Annotated in this window: 16 protein-coding genes; 14 read left to right on the forward strand and 2 right to left on the reverse strand. The window is 48.7% G+C overall.

What is annotated here, in order from left to right; genetic code table 11:
• The first annotated feature begins 134 nt into the window (after positions 1-134).
• A complete protein-coding gene (locus C4S74_RS16095; RefSeq protein ID WP_181024446.1) occupies positions 135-1,670 on the forward strand; it encodes an ATP-dependent endonuclease in 1,536 nt (511 codons plus the stop codon).
• Positions 1,671-1,680: 10 nt separating this feature from the next.
• Here C4S74_RS16095 and C4S74_RS26255 read toward each other — a convergent pair whose 3' ends face one another.
• Positions 1,681-1,854 carry an Arc family DNA-binding protein gene (locus tag C4S74_RS26255; protein WP_146065507.1) on the reverse strand — a complete coding sequence of 58 codons (174 nt, stop codon included), beginning with the start codon at positions 1,852-1,854 and terminating at the stop codon, positions 1,681-1,683.
• A gap of 27 nt (positions 1,855-1,881) precedes the next feature.
• Between C4S74_RS26255 and C4S74_RS16100 the strand changes: the two genes are divergently transcribed.
• From C4S74_RS16100 to C4S74_RS16155, 12 genes are all read left to right on the forward strand, one after another.
• Positions 1,882-2,088 carry a hypothetical protein gene (locus tag C4S74_RS16100; protein ID WP_103996322.1) on the forward strand — a complete coding sequence of 69 codons (207 nt, stop codon included), beginning with the start codon at positions 1,882-1,884 and terminating at the stop codon, positions 2,086-2,088.
• A gap of 179 nt (positions 2,089-2,267) precedes the next feature.
• Positions 2,268-3,218, forward strand: a complete 951-nt coding sequence (locus C4S74_RS16105) for an ABC transporter permease (RefSeq protein ID WP_103996323.1) — start codon at positions 2,268-2,270, stop codon at positions 3,216-3,218.
• Complete coding sequence (locus tag C4S74_RS16110; RefSeq protein WP_103996324.1) at positions 3,215-4,168, forward strand: iron chelate uptake ABC transporter family permease subunit; 954 nt, start codon at positions 3,215-3,217, stop codon at positions 4,166-4,168. The genes C4S74_RS16105 and C4S74_RS16110 overlap by 4 nt, the downstream gene beginning before the upstream one ends.
• A complete protein-coding gene (locus C4S74_RS16115; protein WP_103996325.1) occupies positions 4,162-4,920 on the forward strand; it encodes an ABC transporter ATP-binding protein in 759 nt (252 codons plus the stop codon). Before C4S74_RS16110 ends, C4S74_RS16115 begins: the two co-directional genes overlap by 7 nt.
• A gap of 117 nt (positions 4,921-5,037) precedes the next feature.
• Positions 5,038-6,003 carry a siderophore ABC transporter substrate-binding protein gene (locus C4S74_RS16120; protein ID WP_103996326.1) on the forward strand — a complete coding sequence of 322 codons (966 nt, stop codon included), beginning with the start codon at positions 5,038-5,040 and terminating at the stop codon, positions 6,001-6,003.
• A gap of 500 nt (positions 6,004-6,503) precedes the next feature.
• Entirely contained in the window at positions 6,504-7,208 is a 705-nt protein-coding gene (locus C4S74_RS26260; protein ID WP_146065508.1) for a hypothetical protein, read from the forward strand.
• Between the two features lie 172 nt (positions 7,209-7,380).
• Complete coding sequence (locus C4S74_RS16130) at positions 7,381-8,352, forward strand: YafY family protein (protein ID WP_103996328.1); 972 nt, start codon at positions 7,381-7,383, stop codon at positions 8,350-8,352.
• A 212-nt stretch (positions 8,353-8,564) separates the two neighbouring features.
• On the forward strand, positions 8,565-9,122 hold the full coding sequence (locus tag C4S74_RS16135) for a DinB family protein (protein ID WP_103996329.1): 558 nt from the start codon (positions 8,565-8,567) through the stop codon (positions 9,120-9,122).
• A gap of 373 nt (positions 9,123-9,495) precedes the next feature.
• On the forward strand, positions 9,496-9,816 hold the full coding sequence (locus C4S74_RS16140) for a rhodanese-like domain-containing protein (protein WP_103996330.1): 321 nt from the start codon (positions 9,496-9,498) through the stop codon (positions 9,814-9,816).
• A gap of 88 nt (positions 9,817-9,904) precedes the next feature.
• Positions 9,905-10,315: a rhodanese-like domain-containing protein gene (locus C4S74_RS16145; RefSeq protein WP_103996331.1), complete on the forward strand. Its 411-nt coding sequence runs from the start codon at positions 9,905-9,907 to the stop codon at positions 10,313-10,315.
• 39 nt (positions 10,316-10,354) lie between these two features.
• Positions 10,355-10,615: a metal-sensitive transcriptional regulator gene (locus C4S74_RS16150; RefSeq protein ID WP_103996332.1), complete on the forward strand. Its 261-nt coding sequence runs from the start codon at positions 10,355-10,357 to the stop codon at positions 10,613-10,615.
• A gap of 197 nt (positions 10,616-10,812) precedes the next feature.
• Entirely contained in the window at positions 10,813-11,469 is a 657-nt protein-coding gene (locus C4S74_RS16155) for a phosphatase PAP2 family protein (protein ID WP_258042504.1), read from the forward strand.
• A 532-nt stretch (positions 11,470-12,001) separates the two neighbouring features.
• Here the strand turns inward: C4S74_RS16155 and C4S74_RS16160 are convergent.
• A complete protein-coding gene (locus C4S74_RS16160; RefSeq protein WP_103996333.1) occupies positions 12,002-12,949 on the reverse strand; it encodes an ROK family protein in 948 nt (315 codons plus the stop codon).
• Positions 12,950-13,809: 860 nt separating this feature from the next.
• Here C4S74_RS16160 and C4S74_RS16165 point away from each other — a divergent pair.
• Positions 13,810-14,603 (forward strand): HAMP domain-containing protein (locus C4S74_RS16165; RefSeq protein ID WP_181024456.1); only part of this gene is annotated, 794 nt, incomplete at its 3' end.

Consider the following 14,603-nt stretch of genomic DNA (forward strand, 5'->3'; position numbering starts at 1 on the left):
CCTTTTTGTAATCTTTAAAACCAATTGATTCTGGGTTGTAAATAAAAGGAACTGCATATAAACTAACGAAGTAGGTAGTAGGGTTACATATTAATGACAATAAAATATGTTCTACTTTCGAAAGAGGTATGCTTATGTATCGTTATATACGAGTTAGAAATCATAAAGGTATTCGAGATGTTTCCTTGTCATCGTTAGGGCAGTTAAATATCATCTGTGGAAAAAACAACAGCGGAAAAACATCCATACTTGAAGCGATTATGGAGCCAGGCTGTCGTTTACTCGGTCGCGAGATTATATCTGATATAGAATGGATTAAAGATTTATATAAAAGTAAGGCGGGTGGATATTCAAGTCCATCCCCGAGGGTAACAATTCCAAAATTTAATCAATTTATAGATATCTTAGCTGCCAAAAGAGAGATTTTATACAAAGATAAAGTAACACAATTGATTGAAGAATTGAATAAACAATCAAGAGATGCAGCAGGTTTAGTAGGAAATTTATTTGAAAGGTTTTTAGATAAACCGCTTGAGAAGTTTAATCCTCTGTTGGTTCCTGCTAAAAGAACTATTGAAAGTATAGTACCCATACAGATAGATGAGAACATTGAACCAGACGGTAGCGGTATAACAAATATGTTATTTAATCTAAAAAATCAAGATATTGAATCAAATTCTTATCGGGCTTATATGAGAATATTAGATAGCTTCAAAGAAATTACTGGACATATTTTCAAGATTATTACTACAAGTTCGAATAAAATAGAAATATCGTTTAAAAATGACAATTCGGACTGGGCTCTAGCTGATTCATGCGGAATGGGACTATCAGATGTTTTGGTGATAATATGTCATTCGTTGGATACAGAACACAATTTTATTTTAATTGAAGAGCCTGAAAGTCACTTGCATCCTGAAATGCAAAAAAAACTCCTATCCTTTTTGAAAAAGATAAAGAGCAAACAGTTTATTTTATCCACTCATTCCAGCATTTTTTTAAATCCTTATGTGGCAGATAAGATATTTTTTTCACAGATTACGGATCAGGTTAAATTATCAGATGAAACGCATAGATCTGAAATTTTACAATCTCTCGGGTATTCCGTTACCGAAAATATTGTATCAGATGTAGTTGTTCTGACCGAAGGACCCACTGATATTCCCATCTTAACGAGATTACTACAACTTAATGGAGTTTTTGATAAATATAATATTAAATTTTGGCCGCTTGGTGGAGATATTATGGCCCAATTAGATCTGGATGTTTTTGCTGAACGCAAAAATGTAATCGCAATAGTTGATTCAGATCCTAAGAGCGGTAAGATACGAACAAGATTTGTAAGACAGTGCAAAGAAAAGGGGATCACTTGCATCAGATTAAAGAGATATGCGATTGAGAATTATTTTTCAATAGATGCTCTTAGAAAAGTACTACAAGATAACTTTCCTAAGCACTTAACAGAAATAGATCCGAATAGAAAGCTAGATGACCAATTGGGTAACAGTAATAATGAAAAATTTAAAAGACCTTCTATAAAAACCAAAAATCTAGAAATTGTAAGCCATATGACGTTGGAAGATTTTAAAGGTACAGATCTTCAAACTTTTGTTAAAGAACTTATTAAGATATGTGAAGTTAGCAGGTCTAACGATAATCCGAAAGTATGAAAATAATCAGTTAATCCTCAACCCGTATCTCGCCGTTCTTCTTCTCAAATTCCTCAACGTATTGTTCAATTAAATACTCTATTTGCATCGCGATAGAACGCTTGTTTCTTTCAGCGATGTATTTTATTTTCTCGAAGTTTTCTTCCTCTAGACGCAGAGTGAAGACTCTTTTATTGGTAGCCATAAAACGGGCCTCCTTCAAAGGGTTCTTATGGGTCATAAGGATTATCAACTTTTATCCGAGCTACTTAAGACAAAATTTAATGAAGTTCTTGAGCAAGCCTCGGATGAACAAAGAGAGTTGCTGTTGAAATACGAAGAAGAGGGACAAATTCAAACCGCGTTCGCAATTGAGCTTATGTACAAGCAAGGGTTAATGGATGGCATCTACGTTTATCAGCGCGTTCTTGGGAACTAATTCATGAATGGGTTTCTTTTTATCATCCTACTATTTAAAAATCCCCCCAATCGGTTGACACAACCGGGGGAGATGTTATAATACTCTACGAACCCAATTGATAATGAATCTCATTATTAATGAGAAAGATTCTTACTACAAAGCTACATATACAAAATTACCCGCCCAAAGGACAGCTTATGAAAAAGAGATATCTGGTGATCGCGCTTATCGTTTTATCCGTCGCATCGGTCTTTATCGGGGTGAAAGACATCAGCCCCCTGGATCTGTTCAACCTGAGCGACGATAAAGTCCATATCCTGCTTGTCAGCAGACTTCCCCGGCTGGTCAGCATCCTGATCGCGGGCATGAGCATGAGTGTCATCGGTCTGATCATGCAGCAGCTGAGCCGCAATAAGTTCGTGTCGCCGACTACGGCCGGTACGATGGATTCCGCAAGGTTCGGCATTCTGGTCTCGATGATGCTGTTTACCTCGGCCGGTCCGCTGGAGAAGATGCTGGTGGCCTTCGTATTCGCCCTGCTGGGAACCTTCATTTTTATGAAGATTCTCGACCGTGTGAAATACAAGGACACGATTTTCATCCCGCTGGTGGGTCTGATGTTCGGAAATATCGTAAGCTCTATCACCACTTTTTTTGCTTACAAAAACAATCTCATTCAAAATATGTCCTCGTGGCTGCAGGGTGATTTCTCGATGGTGATGAAAGGCCGGTACGAAATCATGTACGTTTCGATCCCGGTGCTCATTATCGCGTACCTGTTCGCCAACCGGTTTACCATTGCCGGCATGGGGGAGGAGTTCTCCACCAACCTGGGGCTGAAGTACAAGCAGGTGGTTAACATCGGGCTCGTCATCGTGGCCCTGGTGTCCTCGGTCGTCATTTTGACGGTCGGCACGCTGCCGTTCCTGGGGCTGATTATCCCAAACATCGTCACGCTCTACATGGGAGACAATCTGAAAAAGGCGCTCCCCCACACCGCCTTGCTCGGAGCCGTGTTCGTCCTTTTTTGCGACATTCTGGGACGGATTATTATTTTCCCGTATGAGATTTCGATCGGGTTAACGGTCGGGGTCATCGGAAGCGGAATCTTCCTTTACATGCTGCTGGCAAGGAGAAAGGCCCTATGAATTCACAAGCAAAAGTTAAAATCAGCCTCCTTGCCGTACTCGCGCTTGTGCTTATCGCGCTGTTTCTCGTGCTCGACGCTTCCGGCAACTGGGATTACGTGCTTCCCCGCAGGGGGAAGAAGATCCTGGCGATTGTCCTGACGGGCGGCGCCATCGCCTTCTCGACGATGGTGTTCCAGACCATCACGAACAACCGGATTTTGACGCCGAGCATTATCGGTCTCGATTCGCTCTACATGCTGTTTCAGACCGCGATTGTGTTCCTGGCCGGCTCCGCGAGCTTCCTGATGAACAAGAACGTGAATTTTCTTATCTCCGTCGGCCTGATGGTTGCCTTCACCGGCGTGCTGTATAAGCTGCTTTTCAAAAAGCAGGGGCAGAACTTGTACTTCCTCCTGCTGGTGGGACTGATTTTCGGGACGTTTTTCCAGAGCATCTCTTCCTTTATGGAAGTGCTGATCGACCCTAACGAATTTCTGATCGTGCAGGACAAAATGTTCGCCAGCTTCAACAACGTGAATACGGATCTGCTCGTCATATCCGTCGTGATGATCGCTCTGGTGGGCGTTTATTTTGCAAGATTCACGAAGTATCTGGATGTCCTGGCGCTCGGCAGAGAGCATGCCGTCAACCTCGGCGTCGATTACGACTATGTGGTCAAAAGGCTGCTTGTCATCGTCGCTATCCTGATTTCGATCGCTACCGCCCTGGTAGGGCCGATTACGTTCCTGGGCCTGCTTGTCGCGAACGTGGCGCACGAATTTCTCAAGACGTTCCGGCACAGCGTTCTGATTACCGGCTCCATCCTTATCTCCATTATCGCTTTAGTGGGGGGCCAGCTGATTGTAGAGCGGGTATTCACCTTCTCGACAACTTTGAGCGTGATCATTAACTTCATCGGTGGTGTCTACTTTATCTATCTGCTATTAAAGGAGAAAAAATCGTGGTAGAAGTCAAGGGCGTATCCAAACTATACGGCAGCAAGCATGTGGTCGAGAACGTGTCGGTCCAGATCGCCAAAGGCAAAATCACTTCCTTCATCGGTCCCAACGGCGCAGGCAAAAGTACGCTGCTGTCCATGGTGAGCCGCTTGATCGACAAAGATCAGGGGGAAGTGCTCATCGAAGGCAAGGAAATCGGACAGTGGAAGAGCAACGATCTGGCCAAGAAGATTTCCATTCTCAAGCAGTCCAACCATATCAACATCCGTCTGACGATCCGCGATCTGGTCGGCTTCGGACGGTTTCCATACTCGCAGGGCCGTTTGACGGCAGAGGATAAGAAGTACATCGACGAGGCCATTCAGTACATGGAGCTCGGAGATATCCAGGATAAATACCTGGATGAGCTGAGCGGCGGCCAGCGGCAGAGAGCTTATCTCGCCATGGTGCTTGCCCAGGATACCGAGTACATCCTGCTCGATGAGCCGCTGAATAACCTGGACATGAAGCATTCCGTCCAGATCATGAAAGTGCTTCGCAGGCTGGTGAACGAGCTGGGCAAAACGATCGTGATCGTCATTCACGATATTAATTTCGCTTCCTGCCACTCGGACTATATCGTCGCGCTGAAAAACGGACGTGTCGTGAAAGAGGGCACAACGGACGAAATCATCGACTCCGCCGTTTTGAAAGAGATTTACGATATGGATATCGAGATTCACAACATAAACGGCAACCGGATTTGCACGTACTTCGCTTAGGGAACACATTCCCGCCACAACCGCTTTTCTACAAATGGTAACCAATTAGACGGATGATGCCGGCCGGTGTCATGCCCGCTAACTACAAACCCAATTAAACCCATAGGAGTGATTGCAATGAGTAAGAAATTATCCCTGCTTCTTATGACCCTCGTACTGGCCGTTATGGCTGCCGCGTGCGGCAATAAAGAGGCGGCTACAACGTCTTCCAAAGAAGGAACGGCCCCAACGGCCGCGGCTTCCAAAGAGCTGACTATTAAGCACCAGCTGGGCGAAACGAAAGTGAAAACGAACCCTGCCAAAGTTGTCGTATTCGACATGGGCGTATTGGATTCTCTGGATAAACTGGGCGTAGAAGTAGCGGGCGTACCGCAGGACGGCCTGCCGACTTACCTCAAGAAGTACAAAGAAGCCAAATACACGAACGTCGGCAGCCTGAAAGAACCGGCTTTCGAAGTGATCAACAAGCTGAAACCGGATCTGATCATCATTTCCGGCAGACAGCAGGACGCTTACAAAGAGTTGAGCAGCATCGCCCCGACGATTTTTATGGGCGTAGACGCGAAGAGATACATGGAGTCTTTTAAAGAAAACGCGAAACAGCTCGGCCAGATTTTCGGCAAAGAAGCTCAAGTGGATCAAGAGCTTGCCAAAGTCGACGAAGCGATCAAAGGCATCAAAGACAAAGTGGGCGCCGGCAGCAAAAACGGCCTGATTACTCTTGTAAACGGCGGCAAAATCAGCGCTTACGGCCCGGGTTCCCGTTTCGGCATCATTCACGACGTATTCGGTGTTCCGGCCGTAGACAAAACGATCGAAGTATCCACGCACGGTCAAAGCATTTCCAACGAATTTATCGTAGAGAAAAACCCGGATTACCTGTTCGTTATCGATCGTGACTCCGCAATCGGTACGGAAAGCGCGGGAGCCAAGAAAGTCATCGAGAACGAACTCGTGAAAACGACGAAAGCGTTCAAAGAAGGCAATATCATTTACCTGAACCCGGACTACTGGTACCTGTCCGGCGGCGGACTTGTATCCGTAGCCGAGATGGTTAAAGAAGTCAGCGCAGGCATTAAGTAAGTTTGCAGCGGTTAACGGCCCTTCGGGGCCGCCCGCACCCTCTCCCGAGTCTCGGGAGAAGGACACCAAAAGGCCTCCAGACACACCCGCAGGGGTGGAGCTGGAGGCCTTTTGGGCGTGGTGGGGCAGTTGCCTTAGCTTGAGCTATATTTTTAATGCCGTTGTCATTGATTTTAGTGATTATCGTTTTCTTTTCCATTTCAGATAGATGTCAACAAAAAATAAGAGACACAGTAAAGTTAATATAACATTTGTGTAGGTAAGAGTACCATTGATCTGTTCTAGTTGACTCTCCAAATTCATAAAAGAAGACCGAGTATTATCAGCAACTTCACCTATTTTTATGCTTATTTGATTAAAATATTGTATAAAATCATCGTTCATCTTAAATCCTCCTATTAACATATTATTAACCCCATTATATCATTCATTTTACATTTATGGTAAAATGATGTTATACTAATATTTGTAATAAAAAACAAATATTAGGAGTGGTATGGTTGTTAAAAAGAACTTCAAGTTTGATCGTAGCTACGGGTTTGTTGATTTCTGCTCTTTCTCCAATCTCAGTCTCAGCACAAGATACTAAATCTTTACTTACAGTTACGGATGTTCAGAACGAACAATTTGAGAAAGTTAAATTGAACGAGATGTTCGTGAAAATATTTTATGATAAAGCAAAAGCAAAACTAGTTAAAGAAGTAAATCCAGATTCAGTCGTAGTTAAAGTGGTAGATATTGCTACCGGGAATACTATCGAACGCTACGGAGAATTAATAGAAAGTAGACAAGGAGTACAATCTATTACTGACCCTGATAGTCGCATTGTAACGACTTTTCAAGATAGAACTGATGGTCCTTCAACAAGCAGACTAACTACACAACTTAATGTATACACCAAGGGTTCTTACCGTCAGATTAATGGTATATTAAGTACCGCATGGTCAGAAGCCTCTTCTGGAAGTTGGACATTAGAAAACAGAGTGGCCAATACAATTTCTACAAATACAGGCAGTGTATTTCCGACTACACAAATAAATTCTTCGGGTACTGCTACTGTTACTGTAAAAACTACCAGTACTACAACAGGTTCTTTTTCAGTAGGCTTTCTTAAAGAATGTGGATTTTCATATGCACATACGAGTGGAAAAGATCAATACTACAGAAAACCTATTCAATTGAGCTTTTTTTATTCGTTATACTAAGAAGTTACTATAAATAGATTTTGCTTGCTGATTTTATTAACGAAAGGATCTACCGCTAATGTGCGGCTAGGTCCTTTTTTCTTGTTACTGAGGTAACTAAATCCCCGATTGAAACTTCGTCCCCGCGGCCCTAGAATGGAAATGTCCGGAAATGAGCGCGAGGTGATAGAACATGTCTAAAGCGGATAACATGCTTGCCGTGCTGTGGCACTTAAAGTCGGGGAGAAAAATGACCGCCCGCGAACTGGCCGAGGCGCTTGAAATCAACATCCGGACCGTGTACCGGTACATAGATGCGCTCTGCGCCAGCGGAGTGCCGATATTGGCGGATTCCGGCCATAACGGCGGATACAGTCTGCTGCCGAATTTCCGGGAGGCGCCGCTCTTCTTTAATGCCGCCGAGCAGAAAGCCCTCGTTCATGCCGCCATATTCGCGCAGGAAGCGGGCTACCCGTTCGGGGACGCGCTGAACAGCGCCGTGGGGAAGCTCAAGCAGTATACGAACCCCGAGCAGCTTAACGCCATCCAGCGGCACGAGGCAGGCTTCGATGTCATTCACCCTCCGACGGATTCTTCCCTGGAGGCCTATCTGCAAATGCTGGAGATAGCCGTTGCCGACGGGCATACGCTCCATATGGAATACAGCAAGGGAAATTTCGCGGGGAGCCAGGGCCAGAGCAGGAGTGTTGATCCGTACGGGCTCGTTCACTGGAAAAGCAAATGGTATTTGGTCGCCTTCTGCCACCTTCGCGGCGAGCTCCGGAGCTTCCGCGTCGACCGTATCCGGGCTTTGTCCGGGACGGAGGGCATCTTTACCAGACCGGCGGGGTTTTCCGCCCGCCAGTTTTTTATGAACAATCTACTGCCCGATACCAGCCGGGAGGATCAGCTTGTCTCCATCGTCATACAAGGGGCGCCTCAGGCGATAACCGAGCTGTGCGATCACTGGCTGTTCAGCCATGCGATAGTCGACCGCACGACGGATCAGATACATATGAAGCTGGAAGAAAAGGCGATTCGCAGCTTTGTCCCTTATTTTCTGATGATCTACGGGAAGTCGATCCGAATTGTCGAACCTCCTCTGTTGAAAGAGCAGCTGGTTCATGTAACGTCCGATCTGCTTGAATTTTATAAACAGCTTTAGCTTTTCACTGACCGGAATTGTCAGTTAATCTGGGTTATCCTAATAAGGCAAGGAAGCTTCGGGTAAAAAGAAGAAGCCCGGACGACGGGCAGTTCCCGGCGTACAGGATGGCGTCGCACACCTGCAAGCGATTAATAGGGCTTGGGGCGAAGTTATGCGCAGGCCGTAAAAGCAGCACCTCAACATATCCACAGGAACAGGGAGGAACCGGAATGACATCCGATACGCATAATCAGGAGCTGGAAAAGACCGCTGTATTAAGCAATTACGCGGAGCAGCAGTACGACTACCATGTGTGGGCAAACGAGAAAGTTTTTGCGGGTCTCAAGGCCCTGCCCGAGGAGCTGTCCTTCGAGCAGATTCAGAGCATTTTTCCGTCCGTTGCGGACGCTTTGAATCATATCTACATGATGGATGAAATGTGGCTGGTTATTATGAAAGGGGGCGGCTATCAAGAAGCCAGGAAAGTCGTGACGGACCTTTACGCACAGGGCCGGGGGGACTCGCTGGACGAATTGCAGAAGAGATTCGCTCTGGCCGTTGAGAAGTACCGGGCTTTCTTCGCCGAAGGGGAAGGGGCGGCCGCCGAAACGGCTCCGTCGCATCCTCAGTTCGGTTCTCTTGAAACCCGTGTTTACGCCTTGGTTCAGCATGTGGTGAATCACGGGACGTATCATCGCGGCAATATATCCGCCATGCTGCGCCAGCTCGGTCATAAGGGCACCCCGACCGACTATATTGCGTTTTTGTTTGAACGCGGCCTTCGCTGAGAAGTTAGCTTCATTAGCTTCAAGGGCGCCATACATAAGTTCATAAGTAAAACACCCCGAAAAGAACTCCGAATCTGAGTTCTTTTCTTTTATTTTGGCAAGGATGATGGTAAGATATAAAACCCGCCGTTAACAAATTCTAAATCTATACACAGAGTTATACACAAATCAACAGACTAAAATATCAAGCTGTGCATAAGTTTGAAAAATTTATAAACATATCCACATGTGGATTTATCCACAGTTTTCGGCACGGACTAGTCTGTAATTTTTATGTTGACAGTTAGAGGATTAAAACCTATCATAGGATTATACCCGTATGGGTATATTACCGGAGATAATAAAGACAGATACGATATAAGGAGAGAGCTGTATGGCTTTTCAAATTCCAAAAAGCTGTACCCCGGAAGAGGTCGCCGCACGGCTTCGAGACGGTGAGGATATGTTTATCCTGGATGTCAGGGAAGATGGTGAATGGGCGGACGGGCATATCGGGCAGGCCGTTCATATCCCGTTGGGACAGCTGATGCAGAGAATTGACGAGTTGGACCGGGGCCGGGAAATTACAGTTGTATGCCGAAGCGGCAGCCGCAGCGGATTGGCCTGTGAACTGCTTGCAGAGCATAATTTCAACGTCGTTAACATGACCGGCGGTATGAACGACTGGACGGACCGGGTTTCATACGGGCGTTAGAGCAAGAGGGAAAGCGCCGCAAAAGACGGCGGATAGACCGGCAACCGATTTATAGCTGTCAACAGCGTGAATAGGGAGGGAATGTCGAATGATTATGTGGGAGATCATCGCGGGAATGATGATCTTGGCGCTTGTGCTGAGCTGGCTTCCGGTAAGGGGCTTGTCGTATCTCAGTCAAGAGAAGGCGAGAGAGCTTGTGACTTCCAGGGATGAAGGACGGATTAAAGTGCTGGACGTGCGTGACGCTTCGGATTACGAAGAGGCGGCAGGCTTTCCTTCCATTAATATGTCCGTCGGCCGTCTCCCTTACTTGTGGAAGGATGAGTTCTCTCCGGAAGACCGGGTACTGCTCGTCGGGGACTCCAACCGTCATATCAAGAAAGCGGCCCGCTTTTTGAAAAGGCGGGGTTTCAAAGGGCTGTACGCCATGCAGCTTCGTTCTGAACTTCGCGCTCTGGGGACTTGTCCCGAGAAGACGTGCGGGGCAGGCTGCCCTTAACAAGGACGCAATCGGCATTACACGGAAAGGAAGATCATGATGAACTACGATGAAAGCATAGTCCGCCGTCTCAAGCGGATGGAAGGCCAGGTACGCGGCATTCTCAAAATGGTGGAAGATGAAAAAGACTGCAAAGATGTCGTCGCTCAGCTCTCCGCTGTCAGAAGCGCGGCCGATAAAGCGATGGCGTATATCGTAGCCACCAATCTCGAGCACTGCATCCGGCAGGAGGAACAGCAGGGCAAGGATACCGGCAAATTAGTGCAGGAAGCTGTCGAGCTTCTTATAAAAAGCCGCTGACCGGAGGTTTCCGGGCACCCGCTGAAACATTAAATAACAGAAGCTTTCCAATGATTCCTTATGGGATTAATGGAAAGCTTCTTTTGCTTTCGGGGGGCGTTTTTTTAACAAATTATTAAAATATGGTATGATCAGGCTGTTCCCGATCTTTGTTCAGGACCAGGAATTAAGTGAAGAAAGGAAGACTTTTCATCGCAATGAATACAAAATTAAACGTTTTGCTGACCCGTTCTTTTCTCGTTTGTCTTTTTCTTGCCCTATGCTTCGGCATGGTGGCGCTGCTGGTCAGCCGCCAGCAGGTTGCCATGTTCGACGAGACGATCATTTCGTTCGTGCAGGGGGCGGAAAGTCCCGGCTTAACCGCGGCAGCCGCTCTGCTGTCCGAAATCGGTTCCTCGGCCGTCGTCCCGTTCATTACGATTGCCGCCGCTCTGTATTTATACTTCGTGCTGAAGCACCGGTCGGAAGTCATTCTGCTTATCGCCGCTATCGGCGGTTCCGCTATTTTGAATACGATTCTTAAAAAGATCTTCCAGCGGGAACGCCCGACCATCAAAATTATTATGGAAGAGGCGGGATTCAGCTTCCCGAGCGGTCATTCCATGGCCGTGGTCGCCTTGTACGGCATCCTGGTTTATTTGCTTTGGAAGCATATCTCCAGCACGGCGGGAAGAACCGTTCTCATCGTGCTGGCGTCCGCAATGATCGTGGCGATGGGACTCGCCCGTATCTACCTCGGCGTGCATTATCCGAGCGACGTGCTGGGTGGCTATCTGGCCAGCGGTTTCTGGCTGGCCGTCTGCATCTGGACGTACCGGAGCTACCGGAACAGGCGGCGGTACGCCGTAAGATAGCCGGAATGCCGGGAGGCGGGGGATAGAGAGCAAGGCCTGTACAAATGTGTTGAAGATCCGTCTTATTTCGGCCGTTCCCAACCCGTTAAACCCGGCCTCTGACGGTTGAATACGAAGAGGCCGCATTTACGCAATAGCGACGCAACCGGGGAGTACGAGCCAGCATAAGTCCGTGCAAGGACTTAGGAAGCGGCCCGTATTAGCGAGGATTTCAGCATTGCGGGGTGAACCGCGGGAGCTGCTCCTGCCTCATGGCCTTGGTGCGTGTTTGCGCCCGTTAGGACGGCGCCTCAGAGATCCTGCAGGACCGGACGGGCCCGCATGAGCCGGGCGGGCAGGCCTTTGACGCCACAGCGATCCGCACAGGACTGGCGAATCCCGCATGAGCGGAACGGGCACTGGCCGTGCGGCGCCCGGCGCGCAAGGCTCCCGGCGGAGCTGCGGCTCGCCAGCGGCACGGCGGCCGGGGCGGGGTCCCGCGGCGCCGGAGCAATAAGCAAAAGCCCTTCGCATCGCGCGAAGGGCTTTTGCTTTAAGACTGTTCGGCCCTCAGACGGTCGAACAGCAGCTTCGCGGCGCCGAACATGCCTGCCGTACCGCCAAGCTCGGCCGGCACGATCGCGACAGGCGCCGCCGTGTAAGCCGGCATGGTCATGTCCAGGACATGCCGGCGGATCAGATCGAACAGGAAGTCTCCCTGTTCGGTGACGGCCCCGCCCACGACGATGGCGGGCGGGTTGAACGCGTGGATGAGACCGCTGAGCCCCGTCGCGACGTACTCGGCGTACAGCCGCACGATGGCCATAGCGGTCTCGTCCCCGGCGCGGGCGCGCGCGAACAGCTCCGGCGGAGACGCTTCTATCAGCGTCTTCCCGCCCCGTTCGCGAATGAGGCGCTTCAGCGCGGTCACGGACGCGTACTGCTCCCAGCAGCCGCGGTGGCCGCACGTGCACGGTTCGCCGCCGAAAGCGACGACCATATGGCCGTAGGCTCCCGCGAAGCCGTCACGCCCGTGCAGGGGGCTGCCCTCACGGATGTAGCAGCCGCCGACCCCCGTGCCCAGCGCTACGCACAGGAACGTGTCCCAGCCCCGTCCCGCGCCAAGCCACTGCTCGCCGAGGGCGATGACGTTGACATCGTTGTCGACGGCTGCGGGCAGGCCGGACAGCTTCTCGATGTCCGCGCGCAGCGTCGTTCCGCTCCAGCCGGGCAAGTTACCGGTCGCGAAAGCTACGGTTCCTTCGCGGTTGATATAGCCGGCGCTGCCGATTCCGGTTCCGGCCAGCTTAACGCCTGCGGCAGCCGCCTCTTCTGAATACGTTTGCATAAGTCCGGCGAGCTTTGCCATTAGGCCGGCTTTTCCGGCGGACGCTTCCGTCTCGGTTTTGCGGGAGGCGAGCACCTTTCCGTCAGGAAGGATGAGGCCGCTTTTAATGTGGGTGCCCCCAATGTCGATGCCGATCGCTGCGTAAGAAGACATGAACCTTTTCCCCCGCTTCGTAATTTTAGAAGAATTAATTTTCCTTAATTAATTATCAGAAAGAAATTTTACTCCTTTATTATAGGAGAAGCACGCTGCGCTGTAAATGAAAAACGACAGTTGGTCCGTAATCGCTACCGCCGGCAAAGCTGCCTTCAACCTGTAAAACTCCCCGCGAAATCAACTTTTTCCCCCGGATAACGAATACTTCCCTATGTATGCGGGCGGAGGGACTGCCCTTTATCGACATCTTACAATGAATTTTCTATTTTCCTGCGCAGATGACCTCCATCTTTAATAGATCAGACTTTAATAGAACAGAAAGGGCCGTTTTTATCCCTCTGTACGCTGCTCTGAACATGCTTGTAAACCTGTTTTTGATTTTGCGTATTTTCGCCTTTTTTCCCGTCCCCGTACGGTTTGTATAAAACCCGGAAAAACTTTTTTCAAAAAGTCCGAAAACCCTGTTTCAAAGTTAAAAGAAGCGGGTAGAAAAGCGCATCAGCGTGCCTAAATGTCGAAAAATGTTTCTTATATTCTTTTACAAGGGATTGTTGTTGTGACAATTTTTTTACAAACAGAAACTATCTGGGCAAGGGTACGTATCTACAAAGGACGTGTAAGGCCAAAGGGAAATAATTCTGTCACTTGAGCGGAAAAGGGGGATAAACCGGCGATATGTAAGCGGTAACGCAGCACGGGCCGGACTTCGGCGAAGAAGGGCTATGCTTGCGAAAAGTATATCAATTTCCTCTACTTTCTATTGTATTCGGTTTTTAGAAACACTACTATTAAAGTTGACATAATTCAAAATTTTCGATTCATTTTTTCTATATATACAAACTCGGAGGAAAAGCCGTATGTCGGAACAAGACCAGAGATCCAATGATTCCCTAGATGTTTTGGACGAAAAACAGTTGCTTCAGGTGTTGCTGGCTTTTAAGAAGGGCGACTTTTCGGTGCGTATGCCCTATGATTTGAACGGAATGCCGGGGAAAATCGCCGATACGCTTAACGATATCCTCGATATGCAGGAGAACGTGGTGCAGGAAGTGCAGACGGTCGAGCGTGTGGTCGGCAAGGAAGGCAATACGAACCGCCGCTTTATGTGCCGGAGCAACGGCGGAAGCTGGAACGCGTTCAACGATTCCCTGAACAATCTGATCAGCGATCTGATTCAGCCTACGAGCGAGATGGTACGGGTGATTAACGCCGTGGCGCAGGGCGATCTTTCGCAGAAAGTGGAGCTGGAGTTTGAAGGGCGCGCTCTTACGGGCGAATTTTTGCGTACCGCCAATAATATCAACCGCATGGTCAGTCAGCTCGGGACGTTTGCGGCTGAGGTTACGCGCGTGGCGCGGGAGGTAGGAACGGAAGGCATACTGGGCGGTCAGGCCGAAGTGACGGACGTATCCGGTACGTGGCGCGATTTGACGGAGAGCGTCAACAACATGGCGAGCAACCTGACGGACCAGGTCCGGAACATTGCGGATGTGACGACGGCGGTGGCGAAAGGCGACCTGTCCCGCAAGATTACCGTTAACGCGAAGGGCGAGTTCCTGGAGCTCAAGAATACGATCAACACGATGGTGGATCAGCTGAGCACGTTCGCTTCCGAGGTTACCCGCGTGGCCCGGGAAGTAGGAACGGAAGG

Origin of the sequence: Paenibacillus sp. UNC499MF (assembly GCF_900107975.1) — a bacterium.
Classification (GTDB): Bacteria; Bacillota; Bacilli; order Paenibacillales; family NBRC-103111; genus Paenibacillus_F.

What these genes read in the sequence shown, in the direction of transcription:
- C4S74_RS16095 (WP_181024446.1), top strand. Translation starts at nt 135, where the DNA reads ATGTATCGTTATATACGAGTTAGAAATCATAAAGGTATTCGAGATGTT.
- C4S74_RS26255 (WP_146065507.1), bottom strand. Translation starts at nt 1,854, where the DNA reads ATGGCTACCAATAAAAGAGTCTTCACTCTGCGTCTAGAGGAAGAAAAC.
- C4S74_RS16100 (WP_103996322.1), top strand. Translation starts at nt 1,882, where the DNA reads ATGGGTCATAAGGATTATCAACTTTTATCCGAGCTACTTAAGACAAAA.
- C4S74_RS16105 (WP_103996323.1), top strand. Translation starts at nt 2,268, where the DNA reads ATGAAAAAGAGATATCTGGTGATCGCGCTTATCGTTTTATCCGTCGCA.
- C4S74_RS16110 (WP_103996324.1), top strand. Translation starts at nt 3,215, where the DNA reads ATGAATTCACAAGCAAAAGTTAAAATCAGCCTCCTTGCCGTACTCGCG.
- C4S74_RS16120 (WP_103996326.1), top strand. Translation starts at nt 5,038, where the DNA reads ATGAGTAAGAAATTATCCCTGCTTCTTATGACCCTCGTACTGGCCGTT.
- C4S74_RS16130 (WP_103996328.1), top strand. Translation starts at nt 7,381, where the DNA reads ATGTCTAAAGCGGATAACATGCTTGCCGTGCTGTGGCACTTAAAGTCG.
- C4S74_RS16135 (WP_103996329.1), top strand. Translation starts at nt 8,565, where the DNA reads ATGACATCCGATACGCATAATCAGGAGCTGGAAAAGACCGCTGTATTA.
- C4S74_RS16140 (WP_103996330.1), top strand. Translation starts at nt 9,496, where the DNA reads ATGGCTTTTCAAATTCCAAAAAGCTGTACCCCGGAAGAGGTCGCCGCA.
- C4S74_RS16145 (WP_103996331.1), top strand. Translation starts at nt 9,905, where the DNA reads ATGATTATGTGGGAGATCATCGCGGGAATGATGATCTTGGCGCTTGTG.
- C4S74_RS16150 (WP_103996332.1), top strand. Translation starts at nt 10,355, where the DNA reads ATGAACTACGATGAAAGCATAGTCCGCCGTCTCAAGCGGATGGAAGGC.
- C4S74_RS16155 (WP_258042504.1), top strand. Translation starts at nt 10,813, where the DNA reads ATGAATACAAAATTAAACGTTTTGCTGACCCGTTCTTTTCTCGTTTGT.
- C4S74_RS16160 (WP_103996333.1), bottom strand. Translation starts at nt 12,949, where the DNA reads ATGTCTTCTTACGCAGCGATCGGCATCGACATTGGGGGCACCCACATT.